This is a genomic window from Levilactobacillus namurensis DSM 19117, from assembly GCF_001434785.1.
Taxonomy (GTDB): domain Bacteria; phylum Bacillota; class Bacilli; order Lactobacillales; family Lactobacillaceae; genus Levilactobacillus; species Levilactobacillus namurensis.
In genome coordinates this window covers 31,481-53,221 of sequence record NZ_AZDT01000030.1, presented here as the reverse complement: position 1 = coordinate 53,221, position 21,741 = coordinate 31,481, and the positions used below count along the sequence as shown (strand labels likewise).

The following is a 21,741-nucleotide window of genomic DNA, read 5'->3' as shown; positions in this document are numbered from 1 at the left end:
GACCCCGTTCGCGCGTACAACGATCTTATCGTTGCAGGACTGAGCATGTGAATACGTGGGCCATCTTACCATGTAGAGCAATCGGTTGCAACCACACTATTAATAAATTGATGAGTTCAATAGAATTTGTGGTTGGTTTAATTACACAACTAAACGGAACCAGCAACTACGCTGGACGAGTTACCGGACGGTTAGGCGCGTTGCCCACCATCGACCGTGAACTCAGCACCGTTAGCAAAGCTGGATTCATCGCTGCCTAAGTAGACGCAGACTTCGCCGATGTCCTTAGGTTGGCCCATGTGGCCTACGGGGATGGTCTTGATCAGCTGTTCCTTAGCAGCGGCCGGCACGATTGACGTGTCGATCCAACCAGGGTGGACGGAGTTGACCCGAATGTTAATCTTCCGTTGGGCCAGATTCAGGGCCGTGGCGTGCGTCAACAGGCGCGTGCCCCCCTTGCTGGCAGAGTAAGCGGGTGCCGTGGGTAAGCCCACTAAGCCGGCTACTGAGGAGACATTGATGATCGACCCCTGCGCATCGTTGGTCTGCTTCATGGCGTTGATGGCCGCTTTCTCACCTAAGAAGTTAGCCGTCAGGTTCACGTCGATGACCTTTTGCCAGTCGGCTAAGGAGACGTCTTCGATCACGGGCATCATGGGTCCGATGCCGGCGTTGTTGACTAAGATGTCCAGCTTACCGAACTTGGCGATCGTCGCGTCGATGACTTTCTGCCAATCAGCCTCTTGCGACACATCTTGTTGGACGAACAGACTCACGTCGTCCCCAAACTTGGCAACCGCGGCTTTCCCGCCGTCCACGTTATGGTTGGCCGTCAAGACCACCTTGGCCCCTTCGCGTACATAGCACTCCGCGATACCCAGACCAATTCCGGCGACGCCTCCCGTAATAATCGCAACTTTTCCTGCTAAACGATCTGACATACGATTCACCCTTTCTCAATGATTACTTGTTCAGATTATCACATTAAAGCCGTTTTGAATATTATTTTATCGAAAAAATTATGAACTGTCTGAAAACTAATCGGTAAGTCAATCATGACTCAAAACCGAAAGGGCCTCCGGAACAGCCGACTATCAGGCTAGTACGACTATGAACCGTCCAGGAAGACGGATGACCATCACCAGTCAGTTTAAAACGGGTCCCAGTCAGTCCGATTTTCAGGTATCAAAAAGGCCCGGAGATAACCGAAAATCTCCGGGCCTACCCCAATCGTCCGTTTCACCGCACCATCAGGGGGAATCACACTAATTGAAATGCGCTGCTGTGACTAACCCACCTGCTAGGTTGTCAGCTGGGGCATCGCGCTTAACCACTAACTCCTGGTTGACGAAGCTCATGATCCCGTTTTGACCCAGTTCACGGCCATAACCGGACTGCTTCACACCGCCAAATTCTAGTTCTGGCAAGGAGCTGAAGAAGGTGTTGACGTAGACCTGCCCCGTCTCCATCCGAGACGCTAATTCCGCACCGTACTCGGCACTCCCGGCGAAGACGATCCCACCTAATCCTAAGTCGGTATCGTTCGCCAACGCAATGGCTTCGTCATCGTCTTTGACCTTGTAGACCTGGGCGACCGGACCAAACATTTCTTGCCCGTAAGCCGGGTTGTCCTTCGCAATATCAGTCAAGATGGTTGGCAGGAAGAACTGGCCGTCACTATCGACCGGGTCGTGGACAAAGGCTAAGGTGGCCCCGTTCTGCACGGCTTCATCTACTTGTTCTTGAAGCTTTTCCTTCGCCTTCTTCGAGTTCATGGGTGCCAACGTGGTATTGGGGTCCATCGGATCACCCAACTTAGCGGCCGCGAAGGACTTCTTCAGGTTGGCTAAGAACTCATCGTAGTGGTTTTCCGTAACGATAAACCGCTTGGATGACGTGCAGACCTGACCCACATTGTAGAGCCGCGCCCGGGGCGCAATCTCATTGACTTGGGCCATATCAGCGTCATGTGCCACGATAAAGGCATCGACACCGCCTAATTCCATGGTACTCTTCTTGAGGTACTTACCAGCGGCCGCCGCGACCGCCGTTCCCCCACGTTTGGAACCGGTCAGAGCGACTCCCTGAACCCGAGGGTCGGCAATAACTTGTTCAACTTGGTCGTAAGATAAGAAGAGGTTCGTCAGTGAACCGGCTGGGGCACCAGCGCGCTTAACGGCATCTTCAAAGGCCAACGCGGACGCTGGTGTATTAGCTGCGTGCTTGTAAACGATGGGGTCTCCCGCCGCGAAGTTAGGGGCGAAGATCCGCATCATCTGGTAGTACGGGAAGTTCCAAGGTTCCACTGCCATCAGAACCCCCAGGGGATGATTCTCCAACTGGGCATCACCGGCAATGGAATCAATCTTGCGTGGTGCCAAGAACTTCTCGGCGTTGTCTGCGTAGTAATCGGCAATCATCGCACACAACTGAACTTCTCCTTGCGCTTCACTGTACAGTTTTCCCATGTCGACCGTTAGGACCTTAGCTAACGAATCCGTTTCGTCCCGAAAGATTTGGGCCAGTTTCCGGAGTACCGGAATCCGGGTGGCTACTGGATCATTACGCCACTGTTTATAAAGTTTTTGCGCTTGGGCTAAGCTGCTTTCGATGTATTCAGGTGTTGCTTCATCATAGGTCTTCACGACCTCATTGGTATATGGATTAATGGTTTGATAGGCCATAACACAAATCCTCCTCATGCACTTTTAAATTTCACAATGTATCCCTTTACATTTTTAAATCATACGCTTTGAACCCCCATAATGCCAGCGATTTTCTTGTGACTAGTTTCTCAAATAGGACTAGTGAAATCTTTAAAATGAAAGCGATTTTACATACAACCTTCGCGAAAAGCGATGATACCAAGGATAGATTGGTATAGGTCAAATCAAGTGCAACCGGTTGCGATTATTTTCCCTGCTCTTAAAAAATTTTTTTATCCGCCAAGACAAAAAAGCACCTGCTCAACAGCAGGTGCTTTCACTAAAGTTTAACTTAACTTCCAACGATCCAAAATCCCATTAAACAGCCGGTTAGCCGTCGTAATCTGGTCCAGGACCGTCCGGGGCGTAGCTTTAAAGCCATCATTAGCCCATTTATTAATGATGCCCATGGCCCCGGCAGCGACAAACTCCGCTGACGTGTCAATCACATCTTCTTTTAAGTATCGATACTCGGGCATGGCATGTAAAAGAATGGATAAGCGCGCCGCCACAAACTCGTTGGTCGATTGTCGCCAAACGCCATCATCATAAGAATAAGCGTTCAAAAAGAGCTTCGAATGATCCGCAATCCGTTCTAATAACTGAATCGTCTCCGGACGCCAATTCTCCAGGGTAATCGTCACCGGTTTCTCCCGTCGTGGTGCCTCCACGATGAACTTCTGATAAACAAATGCCAAGAGCTCATACTTATCCGCAAAATAGTAATAGAACGTCTTCCGGTGGACTTCTGCTTCATCCGCAATCTCGCGAACCGTGACCTTATCAAACGTATTGTGGTCCAACAACGATGCCAAGGATTCCGCAATCCGTTCCTTAGTCTCTGATGCTGCCATCGTGCTACCTCCAATCATCCACACCCATTTAGGGCAATGTGACGTCCCGTCCTTACAGTTCACGGCTTAAACGACTCACATTGACTAATCTAAACCCTCGTGCTTATTAGTTTTTTAAATGATTCCTAGGTCGAATCATCCACCAAATTTCAAGTGGTGATGCCTGTAAATGGCGTCCACTGCCGCCATTGAACAGGCCTAATTATAGCATACCTATCATTTAATTGTACGCCACTTTTGGGCACAATTCCCCATTGGGTCCGGATTTTTCGGAAGAAATTTATCCAAATTTTCCGAGTCGTGCGGGTCTATCTGCCCATTTGCTCGAAATTTATCAAATAGTCGCTCCTCAACGGCTAATGACCAAACTTTAGATAATTTTTCCTCGTTTTTTCCATTCTAGCATGACAAAAGCGGGTAGGCTACTAAGCCCACCCACTTTTATGAAATTTTTTTAATGATACAGATCGAAGCGTCCCTTGGCAAAGACAGTACTTAAGTGGGCGCTTTCAAACAGCGATCGGTCCGTAATGATCTTCTTCAGGGCTGAAGCCACGTACCCCTTCACTTTCCGGTTGCTACTCCCAATCTCACCGATTCCGTCACGGTCACTCAGTGAGGCCACGGTCCCACTAGACTTGTAGACGAACTTCTGCGTGGCCCGGCCACGGAGTTGTAACCCAATGTTCTTCGCTGCTTGGGTTCCCGCTGCCAACGCAATCTGCGCCGTCGTCGGGTACGGCCGGTTGCTCTCCGGATCCATCACCGCGGACACATCCCCGATAATGTAGACCTCAGGGTGGTCCTTCAAGGTCAGGTCATCGTTGACCACGACCCGGTTCCGCCGTTGTTCGAAGCCAGAGTCCGCAATCACGTGCGACCCGCTAACTCCCACGGTCCAGACAATGGTGTTGGCCTTCACTTCATGTTCTTGGTCGTTGCCGTCCGTGTACATCACGGAATTCGGTGTGATCTCCGTGATACTGGACCCCAGCTTCATCTCAACGTTATGCTTTGCCAGGAACTGCATCGCGTAGTCACCCAAGGACTTGTCAAACATAGGGAGAATACTGGTCATCCGTTCCAAGCAGACCAGCTTAATCGCTGGCGTATTGTACTTAGTCTGTAACTTCGGCAGGGATTGGGTCAGTTCACCCAGCAATTCAATTCCGGTGAAGCCCGCCCCACAGACTGCAATAGTCAAGTCGTTGGGATCCTGCGTCTGGTTGTACCCCTTGATGGTCTTTTCAATATGTTGGTAAACGGCTTCAGAGGTGGCCAGATCATCCATCGGCAAGGCGTTCTCCTCAGCCCCCTTCAGTCCAAACGTCTCGGACTGAAAGCCTAGCGCCAGAACCAAGTAGTCGTAGGTGATGGGTTCATGGTCCGCCAGGGTGACCTGCTTCTGATCAACGTCCACATTCGTGACGGTATCGCGAATGAAGTTGACCCGGCTGCCAATAATGTCGTTGATTTCGTAGGTGATTTTTTCTGGTGCGATGGTCCCCGCCGCAACTTCGTGGAGGTTGGTCTTTTCGGTATGGGTCCCCGACTTATCCACTAAGATAATCTCATGCTCACTGGGAACTTCCCGTTGTAAAAACTTTACGGCCCGCATCCCCGCATAACCGCCGCCTAATACTAAAATCGTTGCCATAATCACGACTCCCTTTACTATTAAAGTTCTCCTCGTTAATAGTTTATCCATTTGTCACTGTGACTAAACCGGTTACAATCCGGCGTATGTTCACCGTCCCCCCAATCGGAACGCTGGATAGTACTATTACCTGAGGTCTTTAACCTCATTATACGGCTTATCACTTGAAAAACCATTCAAAAGGGTTCGTAATCTCCTTCACAAAGAATCGTCCTGATTTCCCGTTACCCCGAAGTCGTTTCAGCTGACAACTAATGAAAAATCATTTAAGGTAAGCATTAGTTAAGTCAACAATTCAAGGAGGTACTTTTTCATGACAACACTGGTTATTGGTGCCCATGGTCAAGTGGGCCAGCACATCGTCCACGACCTCGCAGCCAATGGAGAAACGGTTTTTGGTGGGATTCGAAACGCCGAACAAGCCGCTAGTATCGATAAACAGGGCGGCCAAGCCCGGATGTTCGATCTGATGGGGACCGCCGATGCCATGGTTCCCGCCATGCAAGGCATCGACACGGTAGTCTTTTCCGCCGGTTCCGGTGGCAGCACCGGCGACGATATGACGCTCAACATCGACTTGGATGGCGCCGTCAAGGCCATGATTGCGACCGAAAAGGCCGGCATCAAACGCTTCATCATGGTCAGCGCCATGGGGACCGGCAACCGCGAATCTTGGGCTAAGTCCAGCATTCGCCCCTACTACGTGGCCAAGTACTACGCCGATCAATGGCTCCAGCACCGGACGGACCTGGCCTACACCATCGTTCGCCCCGGCATTCTAACTAACGACGCCCCAACGGGTAAGCTGGCATTGAACCCAACTAAGAGCGATAACCGGTCCATCACCCGTGCCGACGTGGCCGCAACCGTCGCCGCGGTCGTAGCTCATCCCCTACCACGCCAGATTATCACTCTGGTCAACGGTGAGACGCCCATTGACCAAGCCCTAAGCCAGGCCGCCGTTTTACAGTAATGACTGGATTAGCGTCCACAAAACCCCGCCGACGGTGTATCCGTTGACGGGGTTTTATTAACCCAAGGGGTGGACTTCTATTCTGCTAATCTTGGTTTGCCGGCCGCTGCAACGGCCAGCTGAGGCGTTTGGAGGAACGTCGCTACTTCAAGAATTGTTGTCGGTGTTGTTGGTCTAAGTTCAGGGCACTGGCATCGACGGTGGTCTGAACCTGTTGGGCAATCTGCTTGGTGCTGGTGCGCCGCAAGTGGATTCGGTTGAATTCGACCTGGGCAACGGGCTGTTGGTTCAACGTGACCGTGGCTTGGACAGGTTCGATGTGCGCCGTGGTCTTAGTGGCCGCCGAAGCCCCCGCGGAAGTTGCCATCACCGTTGAGACCGTCATGAGACCTAAAACTAAAGTTTTGACACGTTTACTGAATTTTGTCATTCTTAACCACTCCTCAATGGATAACGTTTAGCTGTTCGCTTTCGATGTATTAGTTATACCATGTGCGCGTCGCCGAAATCTTGAGGGGTTCTTAAGCTTAAAATATGAATTTCTTACTTTTCGTTTAGCTGAATATGCTACCATACCAGTAATTAATCAGATTCCTCATTATTAGGGGACCTGCGTCTCCCGAATCGTTTCCATTCTCTGATGCCCAATAAAGGAGTTTCCAATCATGCAAAATACCATTCTTTTAGTTGAAGACGAAGAAGGCCTCGCGAGCTACGTGGCCAAAGAATTGACCTTTGAAGACTTTACCGTGATTACCGCCGATGACGGCGAGAAAGCCTGGAACCTGTACCAAGAACACCGCGACGAGCTACTCTTGATCCTCCTGGACTGGATGTTGCCCAAAGTCGATGGGATGGCGGTCCTTCGCCGAATTCGTAAGCACGACGACCTACCCGTGATTATGATGACCGCCCGTGACTACCTGGGCGATAAAGTCACCGGACTCGACAACGGGGCCGACGACTACATCACCAAGCCCTTCGAGATTGAAGAACTCCTGGCCCGCATCCGGGTGATTCAACGCCGAGCGGCCCACCAAAGCGGCCTGGACCAGACCTACCACGTGGGCGACCTGTCTCTGGTCACCAAGACCCGCCAGGTCACCCGTGGCACCACCCACATCCAACTGACCCAGCGGGAATACGACCTGCTTCTATTCTTGATGCGTCATCCCGGCCAGGTCTTCACCCGTGACGAGTTACTCGACAATGTCTGGGGCGTTGATTTTCTGGGCCAGCAGAACGTGGTCGACGTCTACATCGGTTACCTGCGCAATAAAGTCGACTTAGCCGACCTGCCGCAACTCTTTCACACGGTTCGCGGCGTCGGGTACAGTCTGAAAGTTGGTGATGAACCATGAAAACTTCCACAACGCCCCGTTCCTACGCCGACATCATTCGCCGCTCCTTCACCAGCCTGCTCCTGATGATTGGCCTGATCATTATTTTGACCGTCTCAATCACCCTGACCATCGACCAACTGGTCCGCGCCCAAGACCAGGCCGCGCGCCTCAGTGCTACTTTACAGACCACCCAAGTCAGTAATTTCCAGGACTGGCTGACCGTCAACCGGGGGAGCGGGCTGAACTCCCACAACACCTTTATCCTGATCAAGAATAGCGACGGCACCACCACGTCCTTCCTCCCGGGGGCCCGCAAGATCGACGCTGACAACGCCTGGTCGGTTCCCCTGACCCACCTGATCTATATGAAGGGCCAGGGCCTATTCTTCTCCGAAACGCTTAAGGTGGGCGGCCAGACCTATCTCCTCTATATCGGGATGCACGTCTTGCTGGGCAACCTGCACGTCCTGATTGCCATGCTGATTATTGCCATTGGGCTCAGCCTGCTGTTGGGGCTGTTCTTCGTCCGGCGACTGGCGAACCGTATCAGCCGCCCCACCATCGAGCTGGCCCAGGCCGCTCAAGCAGCCGCAGCCACACCGTCCGTGACCCAACCCAAGCTGCCCCAACCCCTAGAACCCGTCGAAATCAATCAACTGGCGCAGGACTTCAACCAGTTGCTCGCAGCCCAGAATAATCGCCTGCAACGCGAGCGGCAGTTCATCTCAGACGCCTCCCACGAGCTCCGGACGCCCATTGCCACGATTCGGGGGAATCTCAAATTAATCGAACGTCGGGGCGAGCAACACCCCGAAGTCATCCCCGAATCACTGGGATTCATCGACCAGGAGTCCCTGCGGATGCAACACTTGATTGAGAACCTCCTCCACCTGTCGCGAGCGGACCGGGCGGCGGTCGCCTTGCAGCCCTTAGACTTAGCGACCCTGGCCCGCAACGTCGTGGCCCATTACCAGCCTCTGGTCCAGCAACCCCTGAGCCTCGAGGCGCCCACCACGCCAATCATGGTCAACGGGGACACCGACATGCTCCACCAGATTCTGACCGCCCTATTGGACAACGCCCACAAGTACTCGCCGGCCACCAGCCCCATCAGTGTCCGCGTGGCGCAAGATGACCAAGCCGTCACGTTAAGTGTAGCCGACCAGGGTTCCGGGATTCCTGCGGAGGACCGCACCCACATCTTCGAACGCTTCTACCGGGTCGACGCCTCGCGCTCCCAGAAGGTCGAAGGTAGTGGGCTGGGGTTAGCCATCGTCTCCCAACTGGTCCAGTTGAATCAGGGCCAGATTACCGTTCAAGATAACCAGCCTCAGGGGTCGATTTTTACCGTCAGGTTGACCCCTGCACCTGATCCTAAGAAAATCTCAGAGAATCCTTAACCAACTGCCAAGACTATCGCAACCTTTCTTGGGTATACTGATCCCATAATCTTTTGAAAGGAAGCGTTCGCGATGCTGATTGATCAAAACCCTAATATCCATACCATTACGCCCGCCCAAATCACCAAGGTCTTCTACCCCTACGTGATTGCGAAAACGGAGGCTGGGAAGTACGTCAACCTAAACTTAAGCGACCAAGAACGCCAAGACCCCCTGTTCTGGGAAGCCATCACTAACATTGCCAAGGCTCAGTTATGGGTCCCCATCGGCGAACGGTTCCACCAGCTTCTGTCCTACGACTGGATGTTGGTGACCAGTTAGTCGCAAGCCCTAAAAACACAAACACACTAAGATAAGCTCTGTAAAACAATTTTACAGAGCTTTTTGAATTATCATGGCATATTGGGCACTGAAAATCTGACAGAGACTGTTGGGCTCAAAGTCTGTCATACACTGCTGTGATAGTCATCCGCCTTACCGGACGGCCAGACAAGGCTGGAACGCCGTGGGCACAACTTGGAGCCCAAAATACAGGTCTCCAAGCTTGGCCTTTTCCTAGGCGAGCTAAGGAACGCTCACCAAGGAAAATGTCACGGCTGAGCCTTGTCTGGCCGTCCTCTCGGCTTACAGTTGTGTAACCATAGAAAAACATGATTTGCCAACAGGCCGTGGTGGTTGGTATGAATATGGCTGCCATCCGTTTGTAGCCATGACGCAAGGATGATGATGCCTACCACGGATCCGAGGTCTGGTAAGATTTACGCTTTAGCGTTTTAGTTTAAGAGTCCCCCCGGTGATATTTACAATTTTGGACGTCAGAAAACACTGTTTCTGATACGCTTAATTTAGCCGTGAGGTTGGGCCTTTTCAGGGCCAACCGGTAAGGCGGGAGATTGTCACAATCTGCCAGTCTGCCCTTTGACCAAATGTAAGAAAAAGCCTGTACGATCGCTATTCAGCAGCCGCACAGGCTCTTTTAATCTCAAATTAGGAGTTCTTCACCAAACGGCCTTCAGCAATCAATGCCCGGCGCGTATCCCCCGGGTCAAGCTGGGTCGGTCGTGCCAAGCACCCGTCAATGGTGCCACCTAAGGCCGCTAACGCAAAAGCTAACAGGTCCCAGACCAGACTGCTCCAAGCGGTACTGACACCACCCGCGGCTAACGTCAAAACGGCAAACGCACAAATGCTGGCGACAATGGCAATTCCCTCGCGATCGACCCGGTTAAAGTAAGGGTAATTGTGAGTGAACAACCCGTCCACGACCATCAACGCGCCAATCGTCCCTAACGCCATCCCTTGGCCTAGATCCAAAAAGACCGATGTGCTCAATAAAATCATGTACGTTAAGAGAAACCAGAAAGAATGAAAAGCGTAACGCCAATCGAATACCATTGTCCTCACCTCGTTTAAATTAGTAGTTGCAGTTTAGCATGTTTCACAAGCAAATGAAACAGCTAAAACCCGCATGGTTAAGCCAATGGCACTACTAACCGCAAGGGTGAAAATGATTTCATTGGGTCAAGGTAAGCCATGAAAACCGTTACGAAAATTCACAAACTTTTCGCGTTTTTTTCAAAAAAAGAGACGGTTCGTGCTTGCACAACGCCCCGTCTCTCCTATTTATCATGCGTAATCTTCTTCAGTAACGCTTTTCGTTTACGTAAACTTCGCAACGTCTGGTTCGGCTTTAACTCCGTCGGCCGTACTAGGTACCCGTCGATGGTCCCGCCCAGAGCGGCCAGGCAAAAGTCTAAAAAGTCCCAGATAATACTGGCCCAGGACGGATCGAGTGCCTTGGATAGGATCACGATCAAGGCAAACATCGCGATGCTGACCAACACTTGGGGGCCCTGCCGATCGACCCGGTTAAAGTACGGGTAGTTGTGCGTGAACAGGAGGTCCACAATCAGGAGGGCCACCACGGTCCCGATAGCCATCCGGAGGGGGTGGGCCGCACTTAAGAACACAGCCGTACTGGATAGAATCAAATACGTCATTAAGAACCAAAACGAATGGAACGCGTAACGCCAATCAAATTGCATGCTACTCACCTCACCTATGTTTGTGGTGAGTGTAGCACCCCGGTCAAAGAATGCCGCAAGATTAGCAACCAACAGTAAAGCTACCGGCCCTACTAACTCGGGACTGGCTTAAAGTTGGTCAACGTCTGAGCGGACGGCTCGCACGCGTAACATTTTCCGAAACATCGCGCCCTAATCAGTATCAGTGGATTGCCGCAATGCCCAGACCATTAGTGCCCAGGCAATGCCGCTGGTCACAACTAGAACAATCAGCGCCGTTTGCGACCCCGCGGCCGTCTTGATGGCCGTCGTGGACCCCGGAACCGCCTGACTGGCCGCGATAATCGCTGAGACCAGCGCGGTTCCCATGGCGCCCGCAAACTGCTGTAGAGCGTTCATCAACGCATTCCCGTCGGCCTTAAGGTCAGCGGAAAGGTTCTTGAGACCACTGGTCATCATGTTGCCAAAGCCCAGTCCAATCCCAATCATGTAGAGCACGTACAGACCTAAAACGCCACCGGCAGATAGCCGGTGGGCTGCCGTTGCGGCCATCCCAATCAGGGCAAGTACCGCTAAGCCTAGCCCCAGCAAAATCGGACGTTTAGCCCCCCAGCGGTCTAAGATCTGACCACCCAACGGCGCAAACATGGCCCCGATGGCCGCGCCCGGTAGGACGATCAGGCCCGCCATGAACGCGGTCTGGTGGGTCACCAGCTGGAGGAAGTTCGGCAGAATAAACGACAGGCCCAGGCTGGCGATCTGAATCAAGAAGAACGCCGCCAGAGTCCCGCTAAAGGCCCGATTTTTCAAGGCCTGAAGGTGAATCAGTGGTGTTGAAAGCTTAAGGGAACGGTAGCGAAAGCCCACCAGCCCCACGACGCCTAAACCTAACGCTCCGGCAACCGGCCAGCTCACCCACGCGTGGGTACTGACGGCACTAAAGCCGTAGATGAAACCACTGAACATCACCACGATGCCCACCATACTCAAGACATCGAAGCGTACCGGTTCCGTGGGCGTTACCTGCTGGATGGTCTTGATACCGACGAAGAACGACACCACCAGGAACGGGACCAGAATCCAAAAGATATACCGCCAGTTCAGGTTCGTGACCAAGATTCCCCCATACGTGGGCCCAATCGCGGGACCAATTGCCGTCACCAGGGTCCCAATCCCGGTCATCATCCCGATGCGACTCAGGGGTACCTGTTCCAAGATGATGTTGAACATCAAGGGAAGGGCAATCCCGGTACCGAACCCTTGAATCGCCCGACCCATCAACAGCCAGGGAAAGCTGGTCGCGCAGGCGTCGATCAAGATTCCCGCGATGAACAGGAGGTTGGCCGTAATAAAGAGCGACCGCATCCGAAACCGGCGTTTTAAGTATGAAGAAATCGGCACAATGCAGGCCACGATCAAGAGGTACAACGTGGTCATCCACTGGACCGTGCCGGTGGTGATGCCAAACTGCCGCATCAACGTGGGGAACGTGATGTTCATCGCCGTTTCCACAATCACCCCGCTAAGGGACATCAGGCCGGTCGCCAGGACGGCACCGACCACCCGGGGACTAATTTTTTCAGTTGCCATGTCAAACTTCCTTTCTGACTACCACCGTGCAATTTGTCGCAGAGCTTGCCGAAAACCGGCCGCCGCTTCCGGCGACAGTCCCGCAACCATCTTGGCGTCTTGCGCGGTCAGGTGTTGCGTGATGATGGGGACTAATTCTCGTCCCTTTGCGGTCAACTGCAACTGGCGCTTCCGGCTGTCACTGGCCGCGACTTCCCGGGTCAAAAGCCCCCGTTCGACCATCCGGCCAATCAACAGTGACGCTGTCGACCGGCGAATATGAAATTCATGTTCGATATCGACCTGAAAGCTCACCGCCGTCCCCTGCCGTTGCAGGTAGTCAATTACCGACATCTGCATGCCGGTCATCCCGTACGGCCGCGCAAAGGCGTTCAATTCTAAGTTCATCTGATTGGTTGCATCCCGCAAAAGTCCACCTAATCTTGGTGTCATCTCATCCGCACTCCTTTTTGTTAGTCAGCTAACAATTATAACGCAGTTGAGCTGAAATTCAAGAGTGGATTGATGTGACCTTCAACACTGATGGGATCAGTCGCCTTACCGGGCGGCTAGCTAGGGCTGGAACGCAGTGGGCACCACTTCGAGCCAAAGAGCGGTCTCGAAGCTGGGCCTTTGACTAGGACGACTAAGAAACGTCACCCAAGTCAAACGACACTGCTGAGCCCTAGCTAGCCCCCCTCACGGCTCACCATAGTGGTGTATCTGGATAACTGATGTTAGTCATGGCGACTCACATAGACTTTGGTTAGCCGACACAATCAGTCCACGCCTTCCAAGAGATTAGCGGACATTAAACAATATGTAGCTATTTCCTATTGATGAAACAGTTCCTAAGTACTAGTGGGTAAACTGCAACCTCCGACTATTTCAAAAGTGATAAAAATCCAATCCTGATAGCTACCATGCGGCTTGCCAGAACGCAGTTACCGAAAATTCAAACGTGATGGTAAGCCGTGAGGGCGGTCAGACAGGGCTCAGCCGTGAAATTTTCCTTGGTGAGCGGGTTTCAGCTCGCCTAGGAAAAGGCCAAGCTTGAAGACCTGGGCCGTGGGCTTCAAGTTGTGCCCACGGCGTTCCAGCCCTGTCTGACCGCCCGGTAAGGCGACTGACCCCACCACCACCCCAACAAAAAGGCCACTAAGGATTAGCTTAGCGGCTTAGGGAACTTACCAGAAATGTTGGTGCCGGAGGACGTACGCGACTAGAGCCATGATGCCTAACATGATGCCGACCGTGAAGACCCATGATAGCGGACTATTGGCAATCGGCAACTTGACGTTCATCCCGTAGAACCCGGTCACAATGGTCGGGATCGTTAAGACCAACGACCAGATGGTCAGGAACTTCATCGTGTCGTTTAGATTATTGTTCAACACGTTATTAAAGGTGCTTGAGATACGGTCCACCACGTCCGCTTCAATCGCCGTCATTTCGGACGTCTGCCGGGCTTCGATCACGGCATCGGCTAGGTGTTCCCGGTTCTTATCGGACAACTGTTTGCCAAACGGCGTGCTGTTCAAGTTGACCACCATCATCGCGTTATTGCGGGTCGCACTGACGAAGTACGCCAGGCTCTGCTGGAGGTTCGATAACGCAATCAAATCCTTGTTGTCGGGCGACTGGTTCAACTGCTTATCCAAGCGGTTCTGTTCGGCGTTAATCTTACGAATCGGCGCAATGAACTGGTCAAATAGAATGAAGAAACTAATCATGACCAACTCGTTGGTATCGGTAATCTGGTCTAACTTTAAGCGGTCCATCAGGAGTTGGTTGACCCACTGCGTACGTTTAGTGGTGAACGACATGACCCGGTTACCCTTCAAGAGGAACGTCACGGGCCGCGTAATGTAGCGTTGTGCGACCTCATCGACCACGACCGGGACGTGGAGGACAAACAACTGGGTGTTGAGGTACTCGTCACGGTCATAGTGGGAGCGTTCGTTCACGTCGGTCACGTAAGTCAAGATTTCATCGGTTAATCCATAAACTGTCTGTAGTTTTTGCCGATCCGCATCGTCTTCGACCATCGCCGTGACCCAAGTTAACGCATGCGCATCGCCGCCAAGATCATGTTCCACAATCATGTCCGTTTCCTCCTTTACCAGGCGATAATCTTAGTGTACCACTTTCCTTGTCCTCTCCGCCGGGATGCGCAAAAAAAGCGGCGTCACCCATCTGGTAACCGCCGCTTCGAAGCACTTTTAGTTATTTTCGTGAGCCAACTGACCAGCAGATTGCGTGGCCATCTGTTCAGCGTAGGCTGATTCGGCCGCTGCGACCCGTTGCCGTTCCTTCTCGTTGTACCACGGGGAGACCGTGAAGGCCAACACGTCGTTGATCAGGTAGACGGAACTGTTGATGAACATCGCCAGCGTCGCGGAACCCTGCCGGAAGGAGATGAACCACAGGACCATCTGTGCCAATCCGGAAGCCAACCACCAGATGTACTGGTTATTGAACCGCAGGAAGCAGATGATGCCCGCCGTAAAGCTAATCGCAAAGCTGATGGCATCGACCCATGGCCGTGGGTCGTCGGTAAAGGCCCCAATCGCCCAACCGGAAAGCAAGTAAATCACGACCGTTGAGAGCAAGGCCACGGCCCAGCTCCGGCCCGTGAACTTCCGGATCTTGGACGCCATGTTCACGTTCCAGTTAGAACTGATCAAGACCGGAATATCCAGCGTAATCACGTAGGCAATCTGTTCGAAGATCGTCAGGTAATTCTTGGCAGCGTAACCCGTGATGATGAAGCAGAGGGCAGACAGAACCCCTAAGACCCCGTTCACGGACTTTGCCGCGTTGATGGCCAGGACACACAGCACACCCAGCGTGGTCCCGATGAAGGTCAGAATCGTCAGTGGCGTGATGGTCTGACCCACCAAGGTCATAACCTGACACCCGAGACTAAAGAAGAATAAGTAATAGTTCTGTTGTGGCCAGCCCTTAAGTTGGTGACCTAAAAATTTGAAATAATTCTGCATACCAAAAATGCTCCCTCACCTATTAGTTTGCCACATTTAGTATGCTTTCCGGAAAGCTTCGCTAAATCACTACCACATCTAGTAGTGTCGTTTAAGCAACGTTTACGAGTATAGCATAAAAATGTCCCCTGCCAATCACTAATCCATAATTTGTTTCATGGCCAAATAGGTCATCGAAAACGATTCCATCCAGGAGGTAGCGCTGTGAAACAGGGACCACCGGTGCTTTAATTTTTTCCCGATTGCGGTTAAATCAAAACGGAGCCGGAAAAATTCCGGCCCCGTTTTCAATTAGGTAACTTATTTTAAAATAAGTTTTCTGTAAATCGTTTTACTCTCATCGTTTAAGGTTAACTCTCGCTGGCATTGGCGCCTTCTCGGGTGGTCAAAGCCGCTAACATTTGGGTCAGCTGGCCCATCGTCAGCGAACTCCCACTATCCGCTAAATCAACCTGGTTCATCAGCTTCGTGGAAGCTTGAACTAGCTTGGCACACTCAATCTCCAACTGTTCACCACTAGCGGTCAGCGATAAGGGGCGGACTCGCCGATCCGTGGTCTCATAACTCTGTTGAACGTAGCCTCGCCGAATCAGTTGTGAAATGCCTCGTGAAACTGCGGCTCGGGAGATCCCCCGGCTGTCGGCAACTGCCGCCGATGTTAATTTCCCGGGTTGTTCTAGGATTTGATGCAGGATTGCGTATTGGTCCACCGAAATCCCCGTCTTCCGTTGAAAACGCGTCGCTGACTTTTCCAATTCTCGTTTAAGTTGCATGTAGGATTCGAAGAAGCTTTCTGCATGCACTGCTTTACTCTCTACCATCGTATCAGATCCAATCTCCGTAAACTAGTCGAACTGCACATAGTTTCGACCAATTATCTTTAGAATAATTCACTACCCCACAGAATTATCTATACAATTGATAATAAAGAATATTCAGCTGAAATGCAAGGTCAACAATGAATTTTAAGAAAAAGCAACGACTTTAACGATTCTACCCTATGAACCAATTTCCAGTTTCTGGGGTAATCACGTGATAATCCTATTGTTCCAACTTCCGCAAGTGGTAGAGCCGGGCTTCCCAGGGTTGAATCTCCTGATCATCCGAATCGGCATCGACCCGTAGATTGGTCAAAATCAATTCACTCGCGGTCAAGTCGAACTCCTGGGTGGTGGCCAGCTGACTACTCATATTGACCACAACTTGCCAATTGTCACCATTATAACTACGCCGATATACATAAAGTTGGTTATCGTGAGTATCAATTAATTCGTATCGTCCCAACTGCAATGCCGGCACTGATTTCTTTAACTGGATCAACTGCTGATAAAAAGTCAGTACAGAATGCGGGTCCGATTGTTCCACTTGAACATTGCGGGTTGCCAGGCCCGGGGTCAACCCAATCCAGGGTTGGTGAGTCGAGAAGCCCCCATACTGGTCCGGGGTCCACGGCATCGGCGTCCGGGCGTTATCCCGACTCTTGGTAGCGAGCTGTCCCAGCACCGCCGTCTCCGGAGTCCCGGCTGCCAGCTGACGCCGGTAATAGTTCAGACTGTCCAGGTCGCGATAATCCTGAATATGGTGGAAGTGGGCGTTCGGCAAGCCCAGTTCCTGTCCCTGATAGATGAAGGGGGTCCCCTTCATCAACATGTACCACATGCCCAGTGCTTGCGCAGAGCGACGAGGATACGCGGTCCCGTCACCGTAATAGGATACGGCCCGCGGCAGGTCGTGGTTCTCGATGAAGAGCGCATTCCACGCGTGGTTCTCTAAGGCCAACTGCCACTTACTGAGGTTCTCCCGCAACGCAGTCATGGGCAGCTTCGACTCGTTGGCCTCCCAGAAGTGGACGTGGTCGAACTCCAATAAGAGGTCAAAGATACCCTGTTCTGGATCCAACCATTGCTTAGCCGTTGCCATGTCCACGCCCCCGGCTTCGCCAATCACCAATAAGTGATTTCGCGTCAGGACGGGTTTGAGTGCCGCCAAATACGGTGCTGTTCCGGCAAAGTCCCGGGCGTAGTCCGTCCGTGGGTTCGCCACGTCGGCGAAGTCTGCGTTCTTCTTCAAGTGGGTCACGCCATCTAAGCGGAACCCGTCGACGCCCCGATCGGCCCACCACTGAATGATGGCCTGCATTTCCCGTTGGACCGCCGGGTTCTCCCAATTCAGGTCGGGTTGGGCGACCGCAAACGAATGGAGGTAGGCTTCGCCCGTCGCCGGATTAGCGGTCCACGCGGAGTCGCCAAAGACCGACTCCCAGTTGTTCGGTGGAGTCTGCCCATCGCTAGGCTGCCAGATGTAGTAGTCGTGATGCGGGTCGTCCTTCGCGCGCCGAGCCGCTTGGAACCAAGGGTGTTGGTCTGACGTATGGTTCAGTGCTAAGTCCAAGACCACCTTCAACCCCGCGGCGTGTAGGGCTTGAATCAGGGCGTCAAAATCCGCCAACGTGCCAAATTGAGGGTCCACGTCCCGGTAGTTGGTCACATCGTACCCACTATCCACGTGTCCCGAGGCGTAGAAGGAAGAGATCCAGACAAAGTCGACGCCTAACGACTGGAGATACGCGACTTTAGCCTGGATGCCGGGGAGGTCCCCAATGCCATCTTGGTTGCTATCAAAGAAACTTTGGGGGTAAATCTGGTACCCTACGGCTTGGCGCCACCATTGCGTATCGGTCATCCTGCTCTTCCTTTCGTGCCCTGGTCAACAACCGGTTGTCTTCGCGGTAATTCCGGTTTGCATTCGCTTCCAATTGTAACGAACATTTGCGCATTTGTCCGCCAATTTAGCAAATTTCTCCCTGGTTGGTTCCGTCAAAGCGCTAGGGGCAACCCTTACCAATTCCAGTAAAGTCACCGATAGCCCCCTGTATTCCCCTTACAAGCCATCAGACCATTCCCCACCATGCCGCTGTCTAAATTTCACAAAGACGGGGCACCCCACCAGGAGTCCCCCGCTTAAATTGATGTGAACTTGCTGAGGTGATAGTCCTCCGCCTTACCGGGCGGTCAGCTAGGGCTGGAACGTGAATGGACTCAACTTCGATTTACGCAAAGTTCGGCCTTAGCCTGAGGCCAGTAACCCCCTGTTTTAACGCTAATGTCGCTGGCTAATTCCTATTAGTTACCGGGACCTCACGTGACGGTATGATAACTTATGGTGCGGATGACCAAACCAGGCGCTACCGTGAGCCGTGAGGGCGCCCAGACAGGGCTCAGCCGTGAAATTTGACTTGGGTGACGTTTCTCAGTCGCCCTAGTCAAAGGTCCATTTTCGAGACCGCTCTTTGGCTCGAAATGGTGCCCACGGCGTTCCAGCCCTGTCTGGGCGCCCGGTAAGGCGTACACCTCCGTGGCACCTAGTCGATTTTGCGTTTGGGGTTCAAGATGTTCATGGGATCGAACAAGGTCTTGATCTGGTGTTGCAGATAATCGACATTATCGCCCAACTCGGGATTGTTCCACTGATTCTTCATCATCCCCACGGCGTGTTCCCCGGAGATGGTGCCGCCCAGTTCCAGCGTCTTACGGAACGCTTGCCGTAAGGCTTCCAGGACCGCTGCGGGCACCTGATCCTCCGCCTTATCCCAGACAAACGTAGGGTGGACGTTCCCGTCACCGGCATGGCCCGCCGTATAGATCATAACGCCCAGACGCTGACTTAGGTCTTGCAAGTAGTCCATCATCGGGGCCAACTGGGACAACGGTAAGGCCATGTCTTCCATTAAGTGGTTCCGCCCCGCGAAGACGGCTGGCAACATGTCGCGCCGGAGTTGCTCTAAGTCTGCTTGTTGTTGGGCATCCGCCGTGACCTGAACGTGTTGCCCATCATACTTAGTCAACAAGTCTTGTAAAACTTGCACGTTTTTGTCACTGCTACCATCGAGCCGGAAAATCAGCATGGCACCACTATTGTCCGCGTAGTGGGTCTTTTCGTACCGGTCTAGCGCAACCACCGTGTTCCCGTCGAGGGCTTCCAGCATGGTCGGATTCACTCCGGACATCCGAATCGCGGCCACGCCTTTCGCTAACTTACCCATATTCTCGAAGAAGGCCATCCCCATGATGGACTGCCCCAGCGGAATCGGTAAGAGCTTGACCGTGACTTCGTAGATGATGCCCAACGTACCTTCCGACCCTACGAAGAGCTGCGTCAGGTCATACCCGAAGGCCTGCTTCAGGGTCCGGCCGCCTAAGGAAATGGTCCGACCATCGGCCAAGACTGCCTTCAGACCCAAGACGTTATCCTTGGTGGCCCCGTAACGGACCGTGCTCATCCCACCAGCGTTCGTGGAGACGTTACCGCCAATCGATGAGAAGGGCTTCGACCCCGGATCCGGTGCGTAGAACAAGCCCTGCTTCCGCGCGGCCTGGTCCAAATCGCCGTTGACCACGCCCGGTTGGACCACGGCCAAGGAATCGTCCTTACTGATCTCCAAGATGCGATTCATCTTCCGGGTGGACAGAATGATGGCGCCCGTAATACCATCGGATCCCACCACAGTACTGGTCGCCGTAGTTTGCGGAACCACCGCTAAATGGAACTTGCGGGCCGTCTTCAAGACCCCCTGAATATCAGCTACACTGCCGACTTCAACAAATGCCCGGGCCAAACCGCCCTCGCCCCCGGTCGCGTTACCGTTGAACGACTGTTGCCGCAAGGTTTGCGGGTCGGTCGTCACCGTACCGTCCGTGACCTGTTGCTTGAGAAACGTCAAAATCTCTTCGTCTGAAAATGCACTAAATACCGTCATTCCTAAGACCTTCTTTTTTGATAACCATGTCATTAATGACATTGTTGACTATTATAGAACCAGCGTTTCCCCATCGTCAATGGTTTTTAACCATTTATCTAAACCGCTTACAGAATAAGCGACTATACTAAAAGGATAGGGAGGCGGTAGCATGCATCAGCCACAATCAGCAGTCACCGATTTTACTCAGATTCGCCACTTCATCCAAGACGGGCACGTCCTGAACTTAGCACTCAACAACGGGACTTACCCGTACGTTGTCCCCGTGAATTACGGCTACATCTTCGATTCGGACCAGACCTTACACCTCTACGTCCACGGCGCACCCGTGGGCCAGAAGCGCGACCTGATTGCCCACGACCCCCACGTTGCTTTTAGCATCGTCGCGGACCAAGCGTTCGAACACTCGGCTAACAGTTGCACTTACTGGTTCAAGAGTGTCTTAGGGACCGGATTGGCCACGCTCTTGACCGACCGCCCAGCCAAAGAACTGGCCCTACAGCGCTTGCTCCAACACGAAGCCGGCGACCAAGCTCACCTGGACCTCAGTGGGAAAAACCTGGACCACTTGGGCGCCATCCGAATCGACGTGACCCACCTGACCGCCAAGCAACACCAGCCTCAGTCCTAGAAGAAAGTGGGACAAAAGACGGTTAGGCAGTGAGCATTAACGTCGTAAGCGGAGCTGGCTGCCTTGGGTCGCACGTTTCAGCACCGGATCATTATTACCAAAAATAAAAGCGTCTGGGCATTTTATCCCAGACGCTTTGGTGTCTAATTCGCGTTTAAGCCGGATCTAACGCCTTAAACTGTTTATTCTCGAGTCGGAACTGGTGGTCACACTGGGCGGCCACGTCGGGTTCGTGGGTCACGATAATCACACACTTATGCTGGTCATGCGCAATCTTTTGAAACTGCGCAATTACCGCTCGGGTGTTGTCCTCATCCAGGTTCCCCGTGGGTTCGTCGGCCACCACCAGCTGGGCGTCGCAAGCCATGGTCCGCGCAATGGCAACCCGCTGTTGCTGCCCCCCGGAGAGGCGCTGGACGTTACGCGTCATCTGATCCTCGCCGATCCCCAGATTCCGGAGAATCTGTCGGGCATAGTCGGTATCGCCCGCGTGACTGGCGTTGGTGATAGCCATGGCCGTCATCAGGTTATTCAGCGGCGACATGTAGGTGAACAGGTTATAGGCCTGAAAGACGATGGCCACATGGTGCCGGCGGTAAGCGGTCAACCCAATTTGTTTGAGGGAACGGTCATCCAAGGTGATTTCCCCCGCTTTAGGTTGATCCAAGCCCGCTATCAGGGACAAAAACGTGGTCTTTCCCGTCCCACTGTGCCCCAAGATGGCGTAAGATTGGCCGGTCTCAAATTCCAGGTTCACGTTTTTAAAGAGCGGCTCATTGGCCGTCTGGTACCAGTATCCTAAATCTTTGGTTTTTAACATCGCGACG

The 21,741-nt window shown here is 52.8% G+C and carries 20 protein-coding genes; 5 read left to right on the top strand and 15 right to left on the bottom strand.

Annotated elements, in window-relative coordinates:
* Nucleotides 1-191: 191 nt before the first annotated feature.
* From FD30_RS06000 to FD30_RS05985, 4 genes are all read right to left on the bottom strand, one after another.
* Nucleotides 192-941 carry a glucose 1-dehydrogenase gene (locus tag FD30_RS06000; protein WP_024747465.1) on the bottom strand — a complete coding sequence of 250 codons (750 nt, stop codon included), beginning with the start codon at nucleotides 939-941 and terminating at the stop codon, nucleotides 192-194.
* 324 nt (nucleotides 942-1,265) lie between these two features.
* Nucleotides 1,266-2,684, bottom strand: a complete 1,419-nt coding sequence (locus FD30_RS05995) for an NAD-dependent succinate-semialdehyde dehydrogenase (RefSeq protein WP_056944280.1) — start codon at nucleotides 2,682-2,684, stop codon at nucleotides 1,266-1,268.
* Between the two features lie 308 nt (nucleotides 2,685-2,992).
* Nucleotides 2,993-3,559, bottom strand: coding sequence for a TetR/AcrR family transcriptional regulator (locus tag FD30_RS05990; RefSeq protein ID WP_056944279.1), 567 nt, complete (start codon nucleotides 3,557-3,559; stop codon nucleotides 2,993-2,995).
* A gap of 454 nt (nucleotides 3,560-4,013) precedes the next feature.
* Complete coding sequence (locus FD30_RS05985; protein ID WP_056944278.1) at nucleotides 4,014-5,216, bottom strand: NAD(P)/FAD-dependent oxidoreductase; 1,203 nt, start codon at nucleotides 5,214-5,216, stop codon at nucleotides 4,014-4,016.
* A gap of 313 nt (nucleotides 5,217-5,529) precedes the next feature.
* Here FD30_RS05985 and FD30_RS05980 point away from each other — a divergent pair, with 313 nt between their 5' ends.
* Nucleotides 5,530-6,189: an SDR family oxidoreductase gene (locus FD30_RS05980; RefSeq protein WP_056944277.1), complete on the top strand. Its 660-nt coding sequence runs from the start codon at nucleotides 5,530-5,532 to the stop codon at nucleotides 6,187-6,189.
* 142 nt (nucleotides 6,190-6,331) lie between these two features.
* Here the strand turns inward: FD30_RS05980 and FD30_RS05975 are convergent, their stop codons facing one another.
* Nucleotides 6,332-6,619, bottom strand: coding sequence for a hypothetical protein (locus FD30_RS05975; RefSeq protein WP_024747460.1), 288 nt, complete (start codon nucleotides 6,617-6,619; stop codon nucleotides 6,332-6,334).
* Between the two features lie 235 nt (nucleotides 6,620-6,854).
* Between FD30_RS05975 and FD30_RS05970 the strand changes: the two genes are divergently transcribed.
* The 3 genes from FD30_RS05970 to FD30_RS05960 all read left to right on the top strand — a co-directional run bounded on the left by FD30_RS05970 (nucleotide 6,855) and on the right by FD30_RS05960 (nucleotide 9,253).
* Nucleotides 6,855-7,550 (top strand): response regulator transcription factor, encoded by a 696-nt coding sequence (locus tag FD30_RS05970; RefSeq protein ID WP_056944276.1) that lies wholly within the window; start codon nucleotides 6,855-6,857, stop codon nucleotides 7,548-7,550.
* Nucleotides 7,547-8,932: a sensor histidine kinase gene (locus FD30_RS05965; protein WP_056944275.1), complete on the top strand. Its 1,386-nt coding sequence runs from the start codon at nucleotides 7,547-7,549 to the stop codon at nucleotides 8,930-8,932. The genes FD30_RS05970 and FD30_RS05965 overlap by 4 nt, the downstream gene beginning before the upstream one ends.
* A gap of 72 nt (nucleotides 8,933-9,004) precedes the next feature.
* Complete coding sequence (locus FD30_RS05960; protein ID WP_024747457.1) at nucleotides 9,005-9,253, top strand: hypothetical protein; 249 nt, start codon at nucleotides 9,005-9,007, stop codon at nucleotides 9,251-9,253.
* Between the two features lie 666 nt (nucleotides 9,254-9,919).
* Here FD30_RS05960 and FD30_RS05955 read toward each other — a convergent pair.
* The 9 genes from FD30_RS05955 to FD30_RS05915 all read right to left on the bottom strand — a co-directional run bounded on the left by FD30_RS05955 (nucleotide 9,920) and on the right by FD30_RS05915 (nucleotide 20,283).
* Nucleotides 9,920-10,327, bottom strand: a complete 408-nt coding sequence (locus tag FD30_RS05955; RefSeq protein WP_056944274.1) for a hypothetical protein — start codon at nucleotides 10,325-10,327, stop codon at nucleotides 9,920-9,922.
* Between the two features lie 224 nt (nucleotides 10,328-10,551).
* Nucleotides 10,552-10,977 carry a hypothetical protein gene (locus tag FD30_RS05950; RefSeq protein WP_056944273.1) on the bottom strand — a complete coding sequence of 142 codons (426 nt, stop codon included), beginning with the start codon at nucleotides 10,975-10,977 and terminating at the stop codon, nucleotides 10,552-10,554.
* Between the two features lie 171 nt (nucleotides 10,978-11,148).
* Complete coding sequence (locus FD30_RS05945; RefSeq protein WP_056944272.1) at nucleotides 11,149-12,546, bottom strand: MFS transporter; 1,398 nt, start codon at nucleotides 12,544-12,546, stop codon at nucleotides 11,149-11,151.
* 18 nt (nucleotides 12,547-12,564) lie between these two features.
* Nucleotides 12,565-12,978 (bottom strand): MarR family winged helix-turn-helix transcriptional regulator, encoded by a 414-nt coding sequence (locus tag FD30_RS05940; protein ID WP_082604816.1) that lies wholly within the window; start codon nucleotides 12,976-12,978, stop codon nucleotides 12,565-12,567.
* A 734-nt stretch (nucleotides 12,979-13,712) separates the two neighbouring features.
* Entirely contained in the window at nucleotides 13,713-14,630 is a 918-nt protein-coding gene (locus tag FD30_RS05935) for a magnesium transporter CorA family protein (protein WP_024747452.1), read from the bottom strand.
* A 117-nt stretch (nucleotides 14,631-14,747) separates the two neighbouring features.
* Complete coding sequence (pnuC, locus tag FD30_RS05930; protein WP_056944270.1) at nucleotides 14,748-15,527, bottom strand: nicotinamide riboside transporter PnuC; 780 nt, start codon at nucleotides 15,525-15,527, stop codon at nucleotides 14,748-14,750.
* A gap of 350 nt (nucleotides 15,528-15,877) precedes the next feature.
* Entirely contained in the window at nucleotides 15,878-16,300 is a 423-nt protein-coding gene (locus tag FD30_RS05925) for a MarR family winged helix-turn-helix transcriptional regulator (protein WP_147000051.1), read from the bottom strand.
* A 268-nt stretch (nucleotides 16,301-16,568) separates the two neighbouring features.
* Nucleotides 16,569-18,209: a glycoside hydrolase family 13 protein gene (locus FD30_RS05920; RefSeq protein WP_056944268.1), complete on the bottom strand. Its 1,641-nt coding sequence runs from the start codon at nucleotides 18,207-18,209 to the stop codon at nucleotides 16,569-16,571.
* Between the two features lie 679 nt (nucleotides 18,210-18,888).
* Nucleotides 18,889-20,283, bottom strand: coding sequence for an FAD-binding oxidoreductase (locus FD30_RS05915; RefSeq protein WP_056944267.1), 1,395 nt, complete (start codon nucleotides 20,281-20,283; stop codon nucleotides 18,889-18,891).
* A gap of 151 nt (nucleotides 20,284-20,434) precedes the next feature.
* Between FD30_RS05915 and FD30_RS05910 the strand changes: the two genes are divergently transcribed.
* A complete protein-coding gene (locus FD30_RS05910) occupies nucleotides 20,435-20,914 on the top strand; it encodes a pyridoxamine 5'-phosphate oxidase family protein (protein WP_056944266.1) in 480 nt (159 codons plus the stop codon).
* A 154-nt stretch (nucleotides 20,915-21,068) separates the two neighbouring features.
* Here the strand turns inward: FD30_RS05910 and FD30_RS05905 are convergent, their stop codons facing one another.
* A complete protein-coding gene (locus tag FD30_RS05905) occupies nucleotides 21,069-21,734 on the bottom strand; it encodes an ABC transporter ATP-binding protein (protein ID WP_056944265.1) in 666 nt (221 codons plus the stop codon).
* Between the last annotated feature and the right edge of the window lie 7 nt (nucleotides 21,735-21,741).